Below are 17,955 nucleotides of genomic sequence, written 5' to 3' on the forward strand. Positions count from 1 at the left end.
GTCGGCTCTCGACCGACGACGGGTCACCGTCGTCTCGGAGGTGTCATGACCAGCTTGTTCGCGGCCGTCGAACTCGACGGCGACGGTGCCCACCCCGCCGCCTGGCGGTGGTCGGGCCGTCCACCCGGCGCCGTCCTCACGGGCCGGGCGCTCCGCGACGCCGTCCACACCGCCGAGTCCGCCGGCGTCGCCCTCGTGACGTTCGCCGACTCACCCCTCCCGCCCAGCAGCGGGCTCGACGCCGCCGGCCGGCTCGAGGCGGGGACCCGGGCCGCGTTCGTCGCCACGACCACGCGGACGGTCGGGCTCGCGCCCACCCTGCACGTCGCCACGACGGAGCCGTTCCACCTGGCCACCCAGCTGGCCGCGCTCGACCACGCGACGCGCGGCCGAGCGGGGTGGGTCGTCGGCACCGCGAACGACGCCGCGTCGGCCGCCACGATCGGCGCGGTGCCCCTCGATCCCGACGCTCTGGCGCGGGAGACCCGGGACGTGATCGACACCGCCCGCGCCCTCTGGGACTCCTGGGAGGACGACGCGGTGATCCGCGACCGGACGAGCGGTCGCTACCTGGACCCGGACCGCGTCCACCACGTCGACGCCGTCGGGGCCCGGTTCACGGTGAAGGGGCCGTTGATCACCCCGCGGCCGCCGCAGGGTCAGATCGTGGTCCTGGCCGCCGCGGAGCTGGAGCTCGGGGCCCGGGCGGACGTGGCCCTGGTCGGGCAGCCGCACCGCGCGGACGCGCCGCTCACCGTGCTGGACCTGGAGGTCGTGCTCGACGCCGACCGCCCCGCGGCGGACCGGCTCGCGGAGCTCGACGCGGAGACCCGGTGGGAGCCGACCGGGCGGCTCCGGCACGTCGGGTCGGTCGACGCCCTGGTCGCACTGCTCCGCGAGCTCGACGGGGTGGTGGACGGCGTCCGGTTCCACCCGGCCGTCCACGCCGTGGACCTGCCGATACTGCAGTCCGAGGTGCTGCCGCTGCTGCGGCGGCCCGCGGGGGCGACCCTGCGCGAGTCCCTCGGTCTGCCCCGCCCCACCAACCGTTTCGCCGGGAGTCGTCCATGACCGGGAACCGGCCCAGGATCCACCTGGGAGTCTTCTTCACCGGCGTCGGCCCGCAGCTGGTCTGGGCGGACGACCGCGCCGCCCCGCAGATGGAGATCCAGACCTTCGTCGACCTCGCCCGGCTGCTGGAGCGCGGCCTGTTCGACGCCTTCTTCCTCGGTGAGGGTCTGCGGGTGCGGGAGAACCGGGGTCGCGTCTTCGACCTCGACGTCGCGGGCCGCCCGGACGCGATCACCCAGCTCTCCGCCCTGGCCGGCGCGACGGAACGCATCGGGCTCGTCGCCACCCAGAACACCACCTACAACGACCCGGCCGACCTCGCCCGCCGGCTGGCCAGCCTCGACCTGCTCTCCGACGGACGCGCGGGCTGGAACATCGTGACCACCGACAACGCCTGGACCGGGGAGAACTTCCGGCACGGCGGCTGGCTGCCGCACGAGCGTCGCTACGAGCGGGCCTCCCAGTTCGTGGAGGCGGCCACGGCGCTCTGGGCCGGCTGGCAGCCTGACGCGATCGCCGGCGGCAGGAGCTGGGCCCGGCCCGGTTCGATCGAGCCGATCGAACGGCACACCGACCTCGTCGAGTTCAGCGCGGTCCCGACACTGCCCGCGAGCAGGCAGGGCCGGCCGGTGTTGTTCCAGGCCGGGGACTCCGAGGGCGGCCGCGAGCTCGCGGCGCGGCACGCGGACGTCGTGTTCTCGGCCCACACCGGTTTCGACGAGGCCGCCGCGTACGCCGCCGACCTGCGGGAACGGCTCGCGCGCCACGGCCGCTCGGCCGACTCGCTGCGGATCCTGCCCGGGGCGAGCGTGGTCCTCGGCGAGACGCCCGAGGAAGCGGCCGACAAGGCCCGCTGGGTACGCGAGGAGCAGGTCACCGGGCCCCGCGCGCTGGCCTTCTTCGAGCAGTACTGGGGCACCGACCTGTCCGGCTACGATCCCGACGGCCCGTTGCCGGACATCGCCGCGAGCGACGCGGAACTCGACCCTTCGCGCGGCACGATCGCCATCGAGCGGCGCTCGGGGAAGCTCGCGCTGATCCAGTCCTGGCGAGACCGGGCGGAGGCCGAGAACCTGTCGATCCGGCAGCTGGCCCTGGCGGTCACTCCGGGCCACCCGGCGTTCGTCGGGACGCCCGGCGCCATCGCCGACGAGTGGGCCCGCTACGCCCGCGAGCGGGTGGTCGACGGCTTCAACCTGCTGCCCTACCTGGTGCCGGACGCACTCGTCGAGATCGTCGACACGCTCGTACCCGCGCTGCAGGAGCGCGGCGTCTACCGCACCGAGTACGAGGGCACCACCCTGCGCCACCACCTGGAGCTGCCATGATCCACGACTCCGTCCTCGACCTGGTCGGCGGCACCCCGCTGGTGCGGCTGGGCAGGCTGACCGCGGGGCTCGGCGCGTCCGTGCTCGTCAAGATCGAGTACCTCAACCCCGGCGGCTCGGTGAAGGACCGCGCCGCGCTGGAGATGGTGCGCGCGGCCGAGGCGTCCGGGGCGCTGCGGCCCGGCGGCACGATCGTGGAGGGCACCTCCGGCAACACCGGCACCGGGCTGGCACAGGCTGCCGCGGCGCTCGGGTACGGGCTCGTCGTGGTGCTGCCGGACACCATCGCCGACGAGAAGGTCGACGTGCTCCGCGCGTACGGCGCCGAGATCGTCCGGACGCCGGGGCGGCTGCCCCGCGAGCACCCCGAGTACGTGGCCAACCTGTCGGCTCGGATCGCGGCCGAGCGACCCGGTGGCTGGAAGGCGAACCAGTACGACAACCCGGCCAACCCGGCCGCGCACCACCGCACCGGAGATCTGGGCGGCCACGCAGGGTCGGGTCACCCACTTCGTCGCGGGCATCGGGACCGGGGGGACGATCACCGGCACGGGAAGGTACCTGAAGGAGGTCGGCGACGTGACGGTCGTCGGCGCCGACCCCGTGACCTCGGTCTACAACGGCGGCGACGGCAGCCCGTTCCTCGTCGAGGCGGCCGGCCACTACCTCCACCCGGATACCGAGGAGGACGTGTGGCCGGAGTCCTACGACCCCGCCGTCGTCGACCGGATCGAGGCTGTCCCGGACCGGGAGTCGGTGCTGACCACCCGACGGCTGGCCCGCGAGGAGGGGATCCTCGTGGGCGGGTCGGCGGGGCTGGCGGTCGCCGCGGCGCTGCGGGTCGCCCGCGGCCTCGGGCCGGACGACGTCGTCGTCGCGCTGCTGCCGGACTCCGGTCGCGCCTACCTGTCGAAGTACCACTCGGTGGACTGGCTGCGCCGCTCCGGCTTCCTCGACGACGACCGCCCCGACCTGCTGGCCGAGCGGGTCGAGGGCGGGCCGGTCGTCACCGTCACCCCGCGGACGACGCTGCGCGAAGCGGTCGTCCTGGCCCACGAGGTGGGCGACGGCCAGCCGGTGCTACCGGTCGTGCTCGCCGGGCGCAGCCCGCGCTTCGCGGCCTCCGCCGCGGAGATTCTCGGCGGGCTGGACACGGCTCGGCTCCGCGCCGGGCTCGTGCCGGGAGACCCGGACGCCCCGGTCGGCGTGCCCGCCGGACCACCGCCGGTCACGGTCGGCACGGGCGAGACGGTCGCCGAGGCGCTCGCCCGGACCGACGGCGCCGAGATCCTCCACGTCGTGCGCGACGGCAGGCTCGCCGGCGTGCTGTCGCGCGCCACCCTCACCGCGGGAGCGTCCGCATGAGGCCCCGCTCCTCGCCGTCCGTCCTCGGCCACTCCCGTGCCCGTGTCGGGATCGCGCGGTGGTGAGGTGTCCATGTGGCGCTCCGGAGCGCGCGCCCGTGGTCGGCCTCGGAGGACGCCGCGGGTCTCGGGTTCGCGACCTGACGTGCGTCCGTCGCCGTCGCCGAACCTAGGCTGGGCCCGTGAGCCGACGTTCTCGATCCACCGTCGCCCACCGGCGGGCCGCGGTCGGCCGCGCCGTCGACGGCGGCGAGGTGCCCGACACCGCGGCGATCGACGACGCTGCGGCACAGATGGTCGAGAAGATCTCGCCGGACACCTCTCGCCACATCGGCGCAGCGCTCCTGGAGCAGGGGGAGGAGCTGCTCCTGACCACGGCCGAGCGTGGGGCGACGGACCCGGACACCGGGCTCCGGTCGGTCCGGCTCCTGGCCGGGGTCGGCGCGTGAGCCCAGCAGACGATCAGGACCTCCCGGACCCGTCGTGGGTGCTGCGCCTGGCCCCTCGCGCACCTGGCGCACGGTCCCGGCCGGGGCCACCCGGGCTCGAGGCGCACCTGCCCGCCGCGGTGGCGGCCCTCGGGCCCGGTCCCGTCGACTGGGGGCTGGAGCTCGCGTCGTCGATGGTCGAGGCGATGCTGGCTGCGGTGCCCGAGCTCGACGTGCCCGACGTGATCCGCGAGCTGGAGCGCGGCAGCGTCGCGGTCGTGCTCGGGTGCCTGCTCGAGCTCCACGCGCGGGGGACGGTGACGGACTTCGAGGTGCCCGAGGTGCTGCTGGGCCCGGCCGAGCTGGTGAGCCGGGGCATCGGCATCGAGCACATGCTGCGCAGCGTCCACACGGCCCACGCGGTCGGCGTGCGAGCCATGATGGACGCGTGCGGGCGGCACGTCCCGGCCGAGCTGCGGTTCCAGGAGAGCCGGCGCGTGGCGGAGGTGCTGCTGGGGCTCACCGACTTCCTGCTGCAGGCCATGACGCAGGAGTTCGCCGAGGCTCAGGTGGCGTGGTCGGCGACGTCCTCGGCGGTCCGCCGCGAGCTCGTGCAGGAGATCCTCGCTCCCGACGGTTCCGGTGTCACGGCCGGTGACGCCAGGACCGTGCTGGGCTACGACCTGGAGGCCCACCACCTGGCGGTCGTGCTGTGGGCGGACGTGACGTCCGAGCTCAGCGCCACGCAGCTGGAGATCGGCGCGCGCTCGTTGCTGCGCGGGTCCGGTGCGACGGGCACCCTGGTGATCCCGGTGGGCCGTCGCCGCGTGTGGGCCTGGGGCTCGAGGGCCACTGCTGCCGGATTCGAGGTGACGGATGCCGACGTCCTCGATGGCGCGCGTTGTGCGCTCGGTGTCGTCGCTCCCGGGCACGAGGGATTCCGGGCCGGGCACCTGCAAGCGCTCGAGGCGGTCCGCGTCGCCGAGCTGGCGGTCCGGAACACGCGGGTCTTCCGGTACGTCGACCTGGAGCTGGTCTGCATGGCCACGCGCGACATGTCCGCCGCCAGAGCCATGGTCCGGCGTGAGCTGGGCGGGCTCGCGACGCTCGACGATCCGACGACGGAACTGCGCGAGACACTCGTGCGCTACCTCGCGGAGGAGCGCAGCCTCAACCGGTCCGCCGAGGCCCTGCACGTGGCGCGCAGCACGGTGGCCTACCGCGTGCGCCGGGCCGAGGAGCTCAGGGGAGACCCGATCGAGGTCCGACGTCCGCAGCTCCAGGTGGCACTGATGCTCGCCGAGGTACTCGGGCACCACGTCCTGGCGTGAGCCGAGGCGCGTGCGGGTGACCGGGAAGGATCCAACGACTCCGGTTCCCTGCTCGAGCTGCGCACAGGGGGAGACACGCCGTCAGTCGCGTCCCCGCCGGGCCTGCCGAGCCACGATCGCTGCCGGGGCGTGCCGTGCGAGCGTGGCCAGCAGCTTGTAGCGACGGCCCGGGATCGAGACCGCGCGCCCGCGATCGAGGTCGGCGAGCGCTGCCCGCACCACCGTCTCGACGGAGAGCCACATCCAGGGCTTGATGCCGCTCATGTCCATCTCGCCCCGCGCGTGGAACTCGGTCCGGACGAAGCCAGGGCACAGTGCGAGGACCCGGATCCCGTCCTCGCCGTAGTGCAGGTTGGCCCACTGCGACAGGTTGACCACGAAGGCCTTGGACGCCGAGTAGGTGCCCCGGGGGGTGAAGGCGGCGAGGCTGGCGACGTTGATGATCGCGCCGCCTCGACCCGCCATGGACTTCAGCGCGGCGTCCATCAGGACCATCGGCGCGCGGACGAGCCGGTCGAGCTGCCGCTCCTCGTCGGCGATGTCGGTCGCGCCGAACCACGCGGCGAGACCTGAGCCGGCGTTGTTGACGAGCAGGTCTACCGGCGACGAGTCGTCGGACAACCGGTCGGCGACGGCTCGGGTGCCCTCGCGGTCGGACAGGTCCGCCACGATCGTCTCGACCTGGACGCGGTGCCGCGTCGCGAGGTCGTCGGACACCGCGGCGAGCCGCTCGGCGTCGCGGGCGACGAGGACCAGGTCCTGGCCGCGGCGGGCCAGCTCGTCGGCGAAGCCGTGACCGATGCCGGCCGTAGCGCCGGTGACGAGGGAGCGAGTCATGCGCCGACCATGGCACGGATCGGGCCGTGAGGTTTCGGTCCGACCGACGCCCTCCGGTCTTGCACTCCAGACCGATGACGGCGCGACCCCCGGTCGGCAGGCTGGGAGGACCAGCTCACGAGCACCCGTCGAAGGGACTTCCGGATGGTCACCCACCTCGCTCGCTACGTCGCCGAGGACGGCGCCGCACCGGCGTGGGGCGTGGTGCACGACTCCGCGATCGCGCCCCTGCAGGGACGGTACGAGACGACCGGCGACCTCATCACCGCCGGCGAGGACGACTGGCGCGCGCAGCGGCGAGACCGGCACGCTGCCCGTGGCGTCGGTGCGTGTGCTGTCGCCGGTCACCACGCCCTGCCGCGTCATGTGCCAGGGCGTCAACTACCGCGAGCACGCCGTCGAGGCGGGCATGGACCCCGACGCCCTGTCCTACAACCTCTTCTTCGACAAGACCGACGCCGCGATCACCGGACCGGTCGACCCGGTCGTGCGCCCGGCCCACGTGCGACTCCTGGACTACGAGATCGAGCTGGCCCTCGTCCTGCGCCGCCGGGTCCGCGAGAACGTGGTCGTGACGCGCGACAACCTCGCCGACTACGTCTTCGGCGTCACGATCGCCAACGACCTGTCCGCCCGTGACGTGCAGCTCCCGCAGGGACAGTTCCTCAAGGGCAAGAGCTACCGCGGCTTCTGCCCCGTCGGTCCGTACCTGGCGGTGCTCGACGCCGACGAGATCGGACTCGTCGACGAGCTCGACCTCCGACTCGAGGTCGACGGTGTGCCGCGCCAGCAGGACTCCAGCGCCCACCTCCTGCACAAGCCGGCCGAGACCCTGACCGAGCTCAGCACGTTCTGCGACCTCGACCCCGGCGACCTCCTGCTCACGGGCACGCCGTCGGGCATCACCGCGAGCTCGCCGCCGGCGATCGTCCGCCGCATCGCGACGGCCCTGCTCAGCGAGCAGCAGCTCTGGCGGGCCTTCGTCGCGCGGCAGCTGAAGCGCCCCTACCTCGAGCCGGGGAGCGTCGTGACGGCCAGCATCACCCATCCCGAGGGCCTGGTCGACCTGGGGACCCAGCGCACCACCATCGTCGGTCCGCCGGCGAGCTGACGAGAGGAACACGATGGACGCCGCCGCACGGACCGACGAGAGGACCCCCGGGGACTGGGACAAGGCCCCGGACTTCGTCGCGCACTGGGTCGTCAAGACCGCGCGGCGCCAGGAGATGATCGACTGGTACGGGAAGGTCTTCGGGGCGAGGGTCGTCCACACCGACGACGACCTGACCTTCCTGACCTGGGACCACGAGCACCACCGACTGGCACTCATCGAGGTGCCCCGCGTCCTGAAGGTGCTCTTCCCCTTCGCCCACCTGCGCCGCAAGATCTACGGGATCGACCACGTGGCGCTCCAGCTGCTCTCGATCGAGAAGCTGCTCGCCCTCTACGAGCGGCTGAAGCCGCTCGGCATCGAGCCGGTGTGGGCCATCAACCACGGCCCGACGACGTCGCTGTACTACGAGGACCCCGACGGCATCCGCCTGGAGCTGCAGGTCGACAACTTCTCGACCATCGAGGAGACGGCGGCCTTCTTCGACAGCGCGGAGTTCGAGCGGAACCCCATCGGGACCAACGTCGACCCCGACTACCTGCTCGCGCGGCTGCGCCGCGGCGACGACCCGGCCGAGCTGCTGAAGCCGGGCGCCGGTACCCCTCCCGGACAGAAGCCGCGCGCGAACAAGAAGACCATCACCTGGAAGACGCTCTGACGGTGGACGGGCACCGTATCACGGTCGTGGGTGCGGGAGCCGCCGGTTCGTCCCTGGCACTCCTGCTCGCCCGTCGCGGGATCGCGACGACCGTGCTGGAGCGGCGGACCGAGCCGCTGCAGCACCCGGCGGCGCACGTCGTCAACGCGCCGACGCTCGAGACGTGGGAGGAGGCCGACCCCGAGCTCGCCCGGGTGGTCGCCGCCCTCAGCCCGCCGCTGGAGGAGATCACGACCATCCGGTGGGCCAGCGAACTCACCGACCCGATCGCGGACCTGGACATCCGGGGCGACGACCCTCAGGACCTCGTGCGGCTGCGGACGCTGAGCCCGTACCTGCGCTCCCACGTCGGCCAGCATCAGCTCATGCCCGAGCTGTGGGCGGCGCTGGACCGCGAGCCGTTGGTCGACCTGCGCCTCGGGGCCGTCGTGGAGGACGCGCGCGCGACCTCTGCCGGCGCGATGGAGGTCCGTGTCGCAGGCGGGACGACACCGCTCGCGAGCCGATTCGTGGTGGCGGCCGACGGCGCGAACAGCGTGCTGCGCGCCCGCGCCGGCATCGAGCTCGACGGACCGGTCCTGGCGCACATGGGCAGCGCGTTCGTCCACGCGCCCGGTCTGTACGCGCCGGGGGAGACCCGACCGCTGCTGACCTGGATCTACCGCCCTGGCTTCACCGGGGTGATGATCGCGCACGCCGATGACCACTACGTGCTGATGACGATCTACCTGCACCCCGAGCAGGAGATCGCGCGGTCCCCTCGCACGTACTGGGAGCGCACCGTGCCGTCGGTCCTCGGCCGACCCGACGCGACGATCCGCTCCACCGGCACGTGGTCCATGACCTCGCAGCTGGCGACCCGGTTCCGCGAAGGCGGGCTGCTGCTCGTCGGCGACGCCGCTCACCGGTTCCCCCACACCGGCGGGTTCGGCCTGAACAGCGGGGTCCAGGACGCCGAGAACCTCGCGTGGAAGCTCGAGGCCGTCCTCGACGGGGCCGCCGACGACTCCCTGCTCGACACCTACGAGGAGGAGCGGCGTCCCGTGATCGAGCGGTTCGCCGACTACAGCGTCACCAACCACTTCCGGCTCGACGAGGTGACCACGCCGTTCGGCGTCTCCAACGCCTCGCTGCTCGTGGCGACGAAGGGCGTGGGGCGTCCGCCGCTGTCGTGGCTGCCGGGCTCGGTCGCGGCGGGCATCGTCGAACGTCTCACGCGCCTGCAGCTCGGCCGGACGGCCGGGTTGCACCCCACGTCGCGGCGCAGCGAGCGGCTGCGCGCCCACGTCCGACGCACCGTCCCGGGCCAGATCGACCACTTCGTCGCCACCGGTCTGGAGTTCGGCTACGGCTACCGGGGACGACTCGTGGCGTCGGAGCCGGGCGGCGTCCCGATCATCGGCGACGGCGTCCGTGAGTACCGGCCGACCACGTGGCCCGGGCACCGACTTCCGCACGTCCCGGTCCTGGTGGACGGCGCCGTCGTCCCCGCCCGCCGGCTCGTGCAGCAGCGCGGACTCACGCTGCTCTCGCCGACGGCGGAGCCGTGGCGGCGGCTCGTCGACGAGCACGCCGACGATGTGCCGGTCGAGCTGGTCGTGCGGTCGATCGACCTCCCGGACGGGCTCGATCCCGAGGTGGCGCAGCGCCTGGAGATCGGCCCGCAGGGTGCTGTCGTCGTCCGCCCCGACGCTCACGTGGTGTGGCGGACCGCCCGAGGACCGCACGACGCCTGGCGGGAGCTGGCCGCCTTCCTCGCCACGTCGTGGGGGCCGTTGTGGCGCCGCACCGCGCGGGCAGCCGGGGGGTGAACACCGCGTCAGACGGTGCGGGTCACCACCCAGCGGTGCGGGGAGATCGGCCGGGTGCGGGTGAACCCGTGCCGCTCGAACACGGCCATCGGTCCGGTGTGCAGGTACGAGCCCGACACCGTGCGGTCGTCCGTCTCCTCCGGGTACCCCTCCACGACCCCGCCGCCGAGGCGGTCGATCTCGGCCAGCGCACCGCCGAGCGCGGTGTCGGCGACTCCGCGCTTGCGCAGCCCCTTCCCGGTGAAGAAGCAGGTGATGCGCCAGTCGGGCAGTCGCGTCAGCTCCTTGTCGTACCGCCGCCGGCTCTTGATCTCGGGCAGCTCGGCCGGGCTGCCGAACTGGCACCAGCCCAGACACGCGTCGCCGTCGAGCACCAGCACGTTGTGAGTGGCGCCCGAGCGGACGAGCTCGCGCTTCTCGTCCCGATTCTGCTGGGGACTACGACCCTTGCCGAGCTTGACGTGGAAGCCCATGCACCAGCACCCGCCCCAGACCCCGTTGTTCGCCTCGACCAGCGCGGCGAACGAGGGCCAGGTGTCCTCGTCCAGCATCGCGACCGTGACAGCGTTCGTCATGGCGGCCACCTTGCCAGCTCCGGTCGCTCCTCTGCCGGGTCCGTGGCCGATCGACGGTGTGATCGTCGTGGCCCTGTCGTCGCACCGCGCACGACTCAGGCGTCGGGCTCGCCGAGGTGCTCGGCGAAGTGGCGCTCGATGGCCCGGTAGAGCCGCAGCTGGTTCTCCGGGTTCTCGAAGCCGTGGCCCTCGTCCTCGGCGAGCAGGTACTCGACCGGGACCCCGCGTTCGCGCAGCGAGGCGACGATGTTGTCGGACTCGGACTGCTTCCCCCGGGCGTCGTTGGCGCCCTGTGCGACCAGCAGCGGCGTCCGGATCCGGTCGACCATCGTGATGGGCGAGCGGGCCAGCAGGTCCGCGTGCTGCTCGGGGTCGTCCGGGTCGCCTCCGTAGCGGTACCAGTTGTTGACCAGGCCGAACCGCGCGAACTCCGGGACCGACCGCAGGAACTCGACGAGGTCGGAGATCCCCACGTAGTCGACCGAGGCCGCGAAGTAGTCCGGCGTGACGGTCACGGCGACCAGCGCCGAGTAGCCGCCGTAGGACCCGCCGTAGATGCCGATCCGCTCGGGGTCGGCGATGCCCTCGGCCACCGCCCAGTCGGCGGCGTCGATCAGGTCGGTGTGCATCGCCCTCGCGAGCTCGCCGATGGCCGCGGTGAGGTGCCGCCGTCCGTAGCCGGTGGCGCCGCGGAACTCGACGTGCAGCACGGCGTACCCGCGGTTGGCGAGGAACTGGGCCTGCGCGTCGTAGCCCCAGGTGTCGTGCGCCCACGGCCCGCCGTGGACCAGCACCACAAGCGGCAGCGCCTCGGGTCGCCTGCCGACCGGCAGGCTCAGGAAGCCGTGCAGCGGCAGGCCGTCGCGGGCCGGGAAGTGGACGGCTCGCATCGGTGCCAGGTCGGCCGCGTCGAGGTGCGGGTAGGGCCGGAACAGCTCCCGGCTCTCGCCCGTCTCGTGGTCGTAGAGCCAGGTCACGGCCGGTTCGCGGTCGTGGAGGAAGGTGGCGATCCAGCGGCGGCCCGCCTCGTCGGAGGACAGCGTGCCCAGCACGCCGTCGGACAGGGTGGCGAGCTGCGCGTAGACCGGGGCGAACTCCGGGTCGAGCACCTCGATGTGGCCGCGGTCGCCCACGAAGCGGGCGGCCAGCACCTCGCCGCTGCCGCGCCGGGTGAACAGGATCGGGGGCAGCCGCGGGTCGAGCGCCCCGAGGGTGTCCAGGTCGTGCCCCGCGACGGCGGCGACGACGGTCCGCTCGCCGGTCGCGTGGTCGAGCCGGATCAGCTGCAGGTCGTCACCGTCGCCGTAGGACCCCAGGAGCAGACCCCGACCGTCCGGTGTGACGTGCTGGGGGAGGACACCCACCGGGTGCTCGGCCCCGTCCGCGGTGTGGATCGGCCGCTGCCGCCCGTCCGGGTCGATCGCGAAGAACTGCCACTCGCCGTCCACCAGCCGGGAGGCGAAGACGGGCAGACCCGCCGGGTCCAGCAGCACCGTCTCCCCCGGACCCGGTTGCTCCAGGTGCAACGTGGTCTCGCCGCTCGCGACGTCGATCCGGAAGTAGTCGAAGTACAGCGGCCGCCGGTTCATCAGCACGAGGATGCTGCCGGGTACGCCCTCCAGGGGATCGACGCCGACGACCCGGGATCCCGGCGGCAACGGGGTGAGGTCGACGGCGGGCTCGTCGGGCGCGTCGAGGTCGACGCGGTAGAGGTGCCAGTCCTCGTTGCCGTCGGTGTCCTGCTCGTACAGCAGCCAGCGCGGGTCGTCGGTCCAGTGGTACTTGCCGACGCCGCGACGGGTGTCGTGGGTGACGCACACGGCGTCGGCGTGCTCCTCGTCGATCCCGCGGACCCAGACGTTGCGCCTGCCGCCCTCCGGGGCGAGGTAGGCGATCCGGGTGCCGTCGGGGGAGAGGCTCGCGCCGGAGAACTCCGGGTCGGAGAAGAACTCCTCGAGCGGGATCAGGCGGGGCTCGGTGGTGGTCACCGGGTGTGCTCCTCTCGTGGGGCGGTGTCTCCAGCAGAACCTGTGCCGTCGCGGCACGGTCAAGGACCTCAGGGAAGTCGGAAGGTCGGGGCGCCGGCCGCGGGGGTGGACGTCTGGGTGAGCCGGTAGAGTTCCATCCAGGGCGCGGGCGTCCCGGGTTGCGCGGTGTCGCGGGAGGGGTCGTCGCGCGCCAGGTCCAGCCGTCCGCCCAGCACCGTGACCCGCTGGTTCGACACCGTCGGCAGCCAGTCGTTGATCATCGGCGCGCCGGGCTGCACCGTCCCGATCTCGACGGCGAGGGCGTGCCCGGCGGGCAGCGTCCAGTCCGTCGACCGCAGCGCCAGCGTCGTCTCGCCGGGCTGGAGCAGGGAGACCTGCTGGTTGATCATGACGGCCTTGCCGTCGGGGGCGACGTCGTGCAGGCGGACCATGACGTTCCCGGTGCCCCGGGTGGTCAGTGACACCCGAGGGAAGCTGGTGAGCCGGGTGGGCCGGGCCACCGGCTCGGACCGCTGGACGTACGACGACGTCGCACCGTCGTCGGTGTACGAACCGCCCTTCAAGGGCACGGACCCGGTGCGGTCGGCCCGCGGCCAGCTCTTCTCGGCCCGCCAGGCGCCGGTGCTGTCCTCGACCAGCACGTTCGGGTAGGCGGTCGTCGGTGCGACACCCTTGAGGTACTGGTCGTAGAAGGAGAACACCTCGTCGAACCAGCCCTCGCGGCCCAGCTCCAGGCGGCCGTCGGCGGTGCGCTCGCCCCCGCGCTTGTGGTCCCACTGCCCGAGCCACGCGCGCTGTGGGCCCTGGTGGTTCGCGAGGAACTCCTGCATGCCCTCGGCGTCGGTGTTCCACTCCAGGAAGCCCTGGGTCACGAACAGCGGTGTGTCGGTGCCCTTTGCGTGCTCTGCCAGGTTCCGGATGCGCCAGGTCTCGGACTCCGGGTTCGGGTCCATGTAGGACGCCGTGTTGAGGATCGTGCACTCCGGGTGCGGCCCGGCGGGCGAGTCCCAGGCGGCGTTGGCGAGGTAGCGGGGGTCGTCGTCGGGCATCTGGGGCTGGGTGGCGAGCTGGTTGTAGATCGAGGGTACGGAGACCGTCGTGGAGCGCGGGACGCCGCCGGAGCGCATGTTGCGCTGGATGTCCCAGATGGGCTCCTGCGCGATCACGGCCTTGAGTGCCGGATGGTCCAGGTTGTTCCCGACGAGTGCGGTGATCCCGTCCATCGACTTGCCGTACATGCCCACCGAGCCCGTGGAGAAGGGCTGCGCGGCGGCCCAGTCCAGCGCCGCCCGGACGTCGGTCTGGTCGGCCTTCCCGCCGATCGCCTCGGTGCAGCCGGTGGAGCCGCCGAAGCCGCGCAGGTCCACCATCACCAAGCCGTAGCCGCGTTCGAGCAGCCTGCCCTCGGTGATCAGGTCGTCGAACCGGGCGGACGGGCCGGTGTGCGCGAAGCCCTCCACGCTCAGCTGGCTGGAGTGACCGAAGTAGGTCCCCGCGGACAGGACGAGGGGCACCTTCGCGTCCGGGGGGAGGTCCTCGGGCAGCAGGACGTCCGCGTGGAGCTCGACGCCGTCGGAGGTCGGGAAGTAGTGCTGGGTCCAGCGGGCCCCCTCGGGGACGCGGTCGTTCTCCGCGTGCGTGACGGACCGGGTGTCCGTGGCGACCGCGGCGGTGGGGGTGGGGGCGGCGCCGCACCCCGCGAGCAGCACCAGGGACAGGACACCGGCGATGAGGAGCCGCTTCACGACAGCACCACCAGACCGAGCGCGAGCGAGTGGCACACCACGTGGGCGACGACGCCGGGCCACACGGACCCGGTGCGCCGCAGCAGGACCGCGGCGATCAGGCCGACGACGACGGCGGACACGACCCCGACCGAGGCCGTGGGGAGGAAGTAGAGGACCAGCAGCGCCGCGGCGGCGGAGAACACCGCGCTGCCCAGCACGCCGACGACCGCGCCGTGGCGCAGCAGGGCCGTGGTCACCACCCCGCGGAACAGCAGCTCCCAGGTCAGCGGCAGCACCAGGCCCAGGATCACCAGGCCCAGGACCGTCGTGTTCGGCGTGGCGGTCCCCGTCGGCAGCCCCAGGCGTTCCAGGCCGAGGGTCGCGCCGACGGTCAGCCCGAGCGCGACGACCCCCAGGCCGGCCCCCGCCAGCAGCGCGGGGCCCGAGGCCCGGCGGATCCCGACGGCGCCGAGGTCGCGGAGCCGGGTCCGGGCTGCCGCGAAGAAGCCGCTCAGCGCGGCGAGGGCGGGCAGCGCCAGCAGGATCGGGTCGTACCACGGTCCCAGCGCGGCGGCCTGCGGCTCCAGCGCGATCGGGATGCGGTAGACCGCGATCCCCATGAGCACCAGGCCCGCGACGATCTCGCCCCACCCGACGAGTCCGCGCTGGCCCCCGTCCGTTCTGCGGAGGAAGGAGTCGTCGGTGAGGGGCTTCGAGGTGGGCGTGACGAGGATCGGATGCTTCATGGCTCCAGCACAGCCCGGCCAGGCGCATCTCGGCAGTCACGAGGTGTCAGTCGAGGAAGTGACACGGCGTCACTGGTGGGGACGGCCTTCTACCGAGAGGATCCGCTGGAACTCTGCCCTTCTCGCACCCCTGCTCGATCCAGCTCCGATCCGCGGCCGCGGTGCCGCACCGGAGACGCCCACTCACCGCCAGGCCGCGGCGACCACCTCCGCCACCTGCCGCGGCTGGGACAGGAACGGGGAGTGCGAGGAGGACAGTTCCACGGTGCGCGTGGCCGACACGGAGACGCCGTCGATGTCGGAGATGATCTTCCGTTGGAGCGCGGGCCGTACCAGGCGGTCGTCCGTGCAGACGAGGTACGTGTGCGGTACGGAGCCGAACCGCTCACGGGTGACCGAGATCGGCTCGGCGGCGATCCCGACCGGCGCATCGGTGCCGAGGAGGCTGATCACCGCCTGCGCGGCCTCGTGCGGGACGTCGGCGTAGAGCGCGGCACGGAGGGCCTCGCGAGAGCTCGGGTCGCCGGTGTCGATGCGCGAGGCACCGATCGCGAACGGATCCGCCTGCAGCAGGGACGTGCCGAGCTCACCCGCGTTGAGCTCGCTCGCCACGTCGGCGCCCGCCGGTCGGCCGGTGACGGGGGCGAACGCCGCGACGTAGACCAGGTGCGACACCAGGGACGGTGCCATCTCCGCGGCCAGGGTGGCGACGACACCGCCCATGCTGTGTGCGACGACGACGCTCGGCTCGCCGGAGCCGATCCTCTGCAGCTGTGCGACGAGCTTCTCGGCGGCGCTCGTCGCGGTCACGTCCGCGACACCGGACCTCTCGGCGGCGAAGGCCGATGCGTCGAACGGGCGCGTCCACCGGGCGGTGGGAGACGCCGCCTCGAGGCCCTGGCCCTGGAGGTCCACGGCCACGGCGGGTACACCGAGCCGGGCGAGTTCCGGGATGACGAGATTCCAGCTCCAGGTGCCGTGCCAGAAGCCCGGGACCAGGACGGTGTACTTCATGTCGATCATTCTCCGGGAAGTCGGGGAGTCGGGTGCAGGGTGTTGCGTCGCCGCTCCTGCCGGCGGTTCGGTCGGTACCGGGCCGCGCCGTGGTCCGGTGTTCCGGGGCACGATGAGCAGCACCTCGTCCGACGACAGGAGAACGGTGGAACGATGGCGCAGCGGACCGTGGGCATCGTGTTGTTCGACGGCTTCGAGTTGCTCGACGTGGTCGGGCCGTTGGAGTTGCTGAGCAGACGCCCCGACGAGTTCGAGATCCTGCTGCTCGGCCCGGAGGCGGGCCCGGTGTCCAGCGGACAGGGCTCGCAGATGGTGGCCGGCCACGGCTACGAGCACGCGCCGACGCCGAGCATCGTCCTCGTCCCCGGTGGCCCCGGGACCCGGAGCCTGGTCGAGGACCAGCGCTTCCTGCGGTGGCTCCGGACCTGGAGCGCCGGTGCAGACCTCGTGACGTCGGTGTGCACGGGGTCGGCGCTGCTCGCCGCGGCCGGACTGCTCGACGGATACCGGGCCACGTCGAACAAGCGTGCCTTCGCCTGGGTGTCGTCGCTGCGCGGCGAGGTCGAGTGGATGCCGCGGGCGCGCTGGGTGCAGGACGGTGCGCGCTGGACCTCCTCGGGGGTGGCCGCCGGGATGGACATGACGGCAGCCCTGATCGGCGAGCTCCTCGGGCCGGCCGAGGCCGAGCGGGTCGCCTGGGAGATCGAGCTCGAGGTCCGGCAGGACCCCACCTGGGACCCGTTCGCCGTCACCGACGACCGGGGCTGACCCGCGACGCCCCGGGCGGGTGATCCGCCGCCGAAGTCCGCTCACGAGCTCGCCGAGTCGCCCGGATGCGGTGGACGGACACCCCCGTAGACCACACGCCGCAGGAGGAACCGTTCCTGGAACACCTGCGAAGCCCGGGTGTGGTGGAGTGCGCGCCCGGTGGTGGTGAAGACGGTCATCACGGTCCCGATCTCGTGCAGGACGGTTCCCCACCGCCGCGTCCGAGGGGTGTACCGCCGTGTCCTCCGCCCGCGCACGGTGGCGAGGACGTTGTGCACCAGGAGCTGTGCTCCTCTGTTCCGCGCCGTGGTGCGCAGAGGATCGGTGGCGGCGACGTCCCCCACGGCCCAGATCCCGTCGTGACCGGGTGTCCGGAGCTCCGGGTCGACGCGCACGAATCCGGCGTCGTCCAGCGTCGACGACGGCAGCCACTCGGTGTTGGGCCGGGCTCCGCCGACCGCGTACAGGACCAGGTCGGCCGGTACCGCTGCCTGTCCGGTGCGGAAGCGGAGCGGGCCCGCGGTGATGCGGTCGGTCTGTCCGGGGGTGAACTCGGCGCGATGCCCGGGATGCAGGCCGACGCCGAGGCGTCGCAATTCTCGTCGGCACTCGTCCCAGACCCGCTCGTGGTGGTGAACGAGGGGCCGCTCGCCCGGGAAGTACAGGTCCACTCGCTTCCCGGGACACGCCTGCGCGATCTGGGCGGCGCTTTCCAGCGCGGTCGGTCCGCCGCCGACGACGGCCAGTGAGGGGGCCGCGATGACGGCAGCGCGGGCGCGGTCGAAGGCGAGGTCGATCTCGGCATCGTCCTGTATCGACGGCGTCCGGCCGAGGCCGTCGCGTACACCGGTGCAGACGACGAGGATGTCGTACCCGTGACGGGCGGTGCTGCCGTCGGCGTGGCGCACCTCGACCTCCCGGGCCCGGGTGTCGAGCGCCACCAGTCGACCGTGGACCGTGCGGACGTCGTCGAGCCGGCGGAACCGGTGGAAGGCGATGCGGTGGTTCTCCTCCCACCGCGTCGGACGGGCGAGCCTGACCCCGAGGTGCCGCCCGCTGAGGTACCCGGGCTTCGGACTGATTCCGACGACGTCGAGGAGACGGCGATGTCGAGCGAGCGCGGCGATGACCTGGATCCCGGTGTCGCCCAGTCCGGCCACGACCACTCGTCGTCGACGCACGGGCGGGCGTGCCTTCC

The 17,955-nt window shown here is 73.0% G+C and carries 15 protein-coding genes and 1 pseudogene; 9 read left to right on the forward strand and 7 right to left on the reverse strand.

Annotation, left to right across the window (positions count from 1 at the left end; all coding sequences use genetic code 11):
* Nucleotides 1-45: 45 nt before the first annotated feature.
* From Ae505Ps2_RS20285 to Ae505Ps2_RS20305, 5 genes and pseudogenes are all read left to right on the forward strand, one after another.
* Nucleotides 46-1,071, forward strand: coding sequence for an LLM class flavin-dependent oxidoreductase (locus Ae505Ps2_RS20285; protein ID WP_075333313.1), 1,026 nt, complete (start codon nt 46-48; stop codon nt 1,069-1,071).
* Nucleotides 1,068-2,399 carry an NtaA/DmoA family FMN-dependent monooxygenase gene (locus Ae505Ps2_RS20290; protein ID WP_075306703.1) on the forward strand — a complete coding sequence of 444 codons (1,332 nt, stop codon included), beginning with the start codon at nt 1,068-1,070 and terminating at the stop codon, nt 2,397-2,399. Before Ae505Ps2_RS20285 ends, Ae505Ps2_RS20290 begins: the two co-directional genes overlap by 4 nt.
* Nucleotides 2,396-3,764: pseudogene (locus Ae505Ps2_RS20295) on the forward strand (pyridoxal-phosphate dependent enzyme). Before Ae505Ps2_RS20290 ends, Ae505Ps2_RS20295 begins: the two are co-directional and overlap by 4 nt.
* A 181-nt stretch (nt 3,765-3,945) precedes the next feature.
* On the forward strand, nt 3,946-4,212 hold the full coding sequence (locus Ae505Ps2_RS32100; protein WP_075306701.1) for a hypothetical protein: 267 nt from the start codon (nt 3,946-3,948) through the stop codon (nt 4,210-4,212).
* A complete protein-coding gene (locus tag Ae505Ps2_RS20305; RefSeq protein ID WP_075306700.1) occupies nt 4,209-5,522 on the forward strand; it encodes a helix-turn-helix domain-containing protein in 1,314 nt (437 codons plus the stop codon). Before Ae505Ps2_RS32100 ends, Ae505Ps2_RS20305 begins: the two co-directional genes overlap by 4 nt.
* Nucleotides 5,523-5,603: 81 nt before the next feature.
* On the opposite strand, the gene Ae505Ps2_RS20310 is transcribed toward Ae505Ps2_RS20305, so the two are convergent.
* On the reverse strand, nt 5,604-6,359 hold the full coding sequence (locus tag Ae505Ps2_RS20310; RefSeq protein ID WP_075553872.1) for an SDR family oxidoreductase: 756 nt from the start codon (nt 6,357-6,359) through the stop codon (nt 5,604-5,606).
* Nucleotides 6,360-6,675: 316 nt separating this feature from the next.
* Here Ae505Ps2_RS20310 and Ae505Ps2_RS20315 point away from each other — a divergent pair, with 316 nt between their 5' ends.
* From Ae505Ps2_RS20315 to Ae505Ps2_RS20325, 3 genes are read left to right on the forward strand one after another with little or no spacing between them, the layout of a single operon-like run.
* Nucleotides 6,676-7,470: a fumarylacetoacetate hydrolase family protein gene (locus Ae505Ps2_RS20315; RefSeq protein WP_212567651.1), complete on the forward strand. Its 795-nt coding sequence runs from the start codon at nt 6,676-6,678 to the stop codon at nt 7,468-7,470.
* A gap of 13 nt (nt 7,471-7,483) precedes the next feature.
* Entirely contained in the window at nt 7,484-8,128 is a 645-nt protein-coding gene (locus tag Ae505Ps2_RS20320; protein WP_075306697.1) for a VOC family protein, read from the forward strand.
* Between the two features lie 2 nt (nt 8,129-8,130).
* Nucleotides 8,131-9,939 (forward strand): FAD-dependent monooxygenase, encoded by a 1,809-nt coding sequence (locus Ae505Ps2_RS20325; RefSeq protein WP_075553873.1) that lies wholly within the window; start codon nt 8,131-8,133, stop codon nt 9,937-9,939.
* An 8-nt stretch (nt 9,940-9,947) separates the two neighbouring features.
* Here the strand turns inward: Ae505Ps2_RS20325 and Ae505Ps2_RS20330 are convergent, their stop codons facing one another.
* The 5 genes from Ae505Ps2_RS20330 to Ae505Ps2_RS20350 all read right to left on the reverse strand — a co-directional run bounded on the left by Ae505Ps2_RS20330 (nt 9,948) and on the right by Ae505Ps2_RS20350 (nt 15,989).
* On the reverse strand, nt 9,948-10,514 hold the full coding sequence (locus Ae505Ps2_RS20330) for a GNAT family N-acetyltransferase (RefSeq protein ID WP_075333315.1): 567 nt from the start codon (nt 10,512-10,514) through the stop codon (nt 9,948-9,950).
* A gap of 95 nt (nt 10,515-10,609) precedes the next feature.
* The gene (locus Ae505Ps2_RS20335; protein WP_075553874.1) at nt 10,610-12,502 is read right to left on the reverse strand and encodes an alpha/beta fold hydrolase; all 1,893 of its coding nucleotides are present in this window, start codon (nt 12,500-12,502) and stop codon (nt 10,610-10,612) included.
* 68 nt (nt 12,503-12,570) lie between these two features.
* On the reverse strand, nt 12,571-14,247 hold the full coding sequence (locus Ae505Ps2_RS20340) for a CocE/NonD family hydrolase (RefSeq protein WP_075553875.1): 1,677 nt from the start codon (nt 14,245-14,247) through the stop codon (nt 12,571-12,573).
* Nucleotides 14,244-14,975 (reverse strand): CPBP family intramembrane glutamic endopeptidase, encoded by a 732-nt coding sequence (locus Ae505Ps2_RS20345; protein WP_075306692.1) that lies wholly within the window; start codon nt 14,973-14,975, stop codon nt 14,244-14,246. The genes Ae505Ps2_RS20340 and Ae505Ps2_RS20345 overlap by 4 nt, the downstream gene beginning before the upstream one ends.
* 183 nt (nt 14,976-15,158) lie before the next feature.
* A complete protein-coding gene (locus Ae505Ps2_RS20350) occupies nt 15,159-15,989 on the reverse strand; it encodes an alpha/beta hydrolase (RefSeq protein WP_075334235.1) in 831 nt (276 codons plus the stop codon).
* Nucleotides 15,990-16,142: 153 nt separating this feature from the next.
* Between Ae505Ps2_RS20350 and Ae505Ps2_RS20355 the strand changes: the two genes are divergently transcribed.
* Nucleotides 16,143-16,757, forward strand: coding sequence for a DJ-1/PfpI family protein (locus Ae505Ps2_RS20355; protein WP_075553876.1), 615 nt, complete (start codon nt 16,143-16,145; stop codon nt 16,755-16,757).
* A gap of 41 nt (nt 16,758-16,798) precedes the next feature.
* Here Ae505Ps2_RS20355 and Ae505Ps2_RS20360 read toward each other — a convergent pair whose 3' ends face one another.
* Nucleotides 16,799-17,917 (reverse strand): FAD-dependent oxidoreductase, encoded by a 1,119-nt coding sequence (locus tag Ae505Ps2_RS20360; protein ID WP_212567652.1) that lies wholly within the window; start codon nt 17,915-17,917, stop codon nt 16,799-16,801.
* Between the last annotated feature and the right edge of the window lie 38 nt (nt 17,918-17,955).

The organism is Pseudonocardia sp. Ae505_Ps2 (genome assembly GCF_001932425.1).
GTDB lineage: Bacteria > Actinomycetota > Actinomycetes > Mycobacteriales > Pseudonocardiaceae > Pseudonocardia.

Excerpts from the sequence above, each read along its gene's own strand:
- Ae505Ps2_RS20285 (WP_075333313.1), top strand. The coding sequence starts at position 46 with ATGACCAGCTTGTTCGCGGCCGTCGAACTCGACGGCGACGGTGCCCAC.
- Ae505Ps2_RS20290 (WP_075306703.1), top strand. The coding sequence starts at position 1,068 with ATGACCGGGAACCGGCCCAGGATCCACCTGGGAGTCTTCTTCACCGGC.
- Ae505Ps2_RS20310 (WP_075553872.1), bottom strand. The coding sequence starts at position 6,359 with ATGACTCGCTCCCTCGTCACCGGCGCTACGGCCGGCATCGGTCACGGC.
- Ae505Ps2_RS20320 (WP_075306697.1), top strand. The coding sequence starts at position 7,484 with ATGGACGCCGCCGCACGGACCGACGAGAGGACCCCCGGGGACTGGGAC.
- Ae505Ps2_RS20330 (WP_075333315.1), bottom strand. The coding sequence starts at position 10,514 with ATGACGAACGCTGTCACGGTCGCGATGCTGGACGAGGACACCTGGCCC.
- Ae505Ps2_RS20345 (WP_075306692.1), bottom strand. The coding sequence starts at position 14,975 with ATGAAGCATCCGATCCTCGTCACGCCCACCTCGAAGCCCCTCACCGAC.
- Ae505Ps2_RS20350 (WP_075334235.1), bottom strand. The coding sequence starts at position 15,989 with ATGAAGTACACCGTCCTGGTCCCGGGCTTCTGGCACGGCACCTGGAGC.
- Ae505Ps2_RS20355 (WP_075553876.1), top strand. The coding sequence starts at position 16,143 with ATGGCGCAGCGGACCGTGGGCATCGTGTTGTTCGACGGCTTCGAGTTG.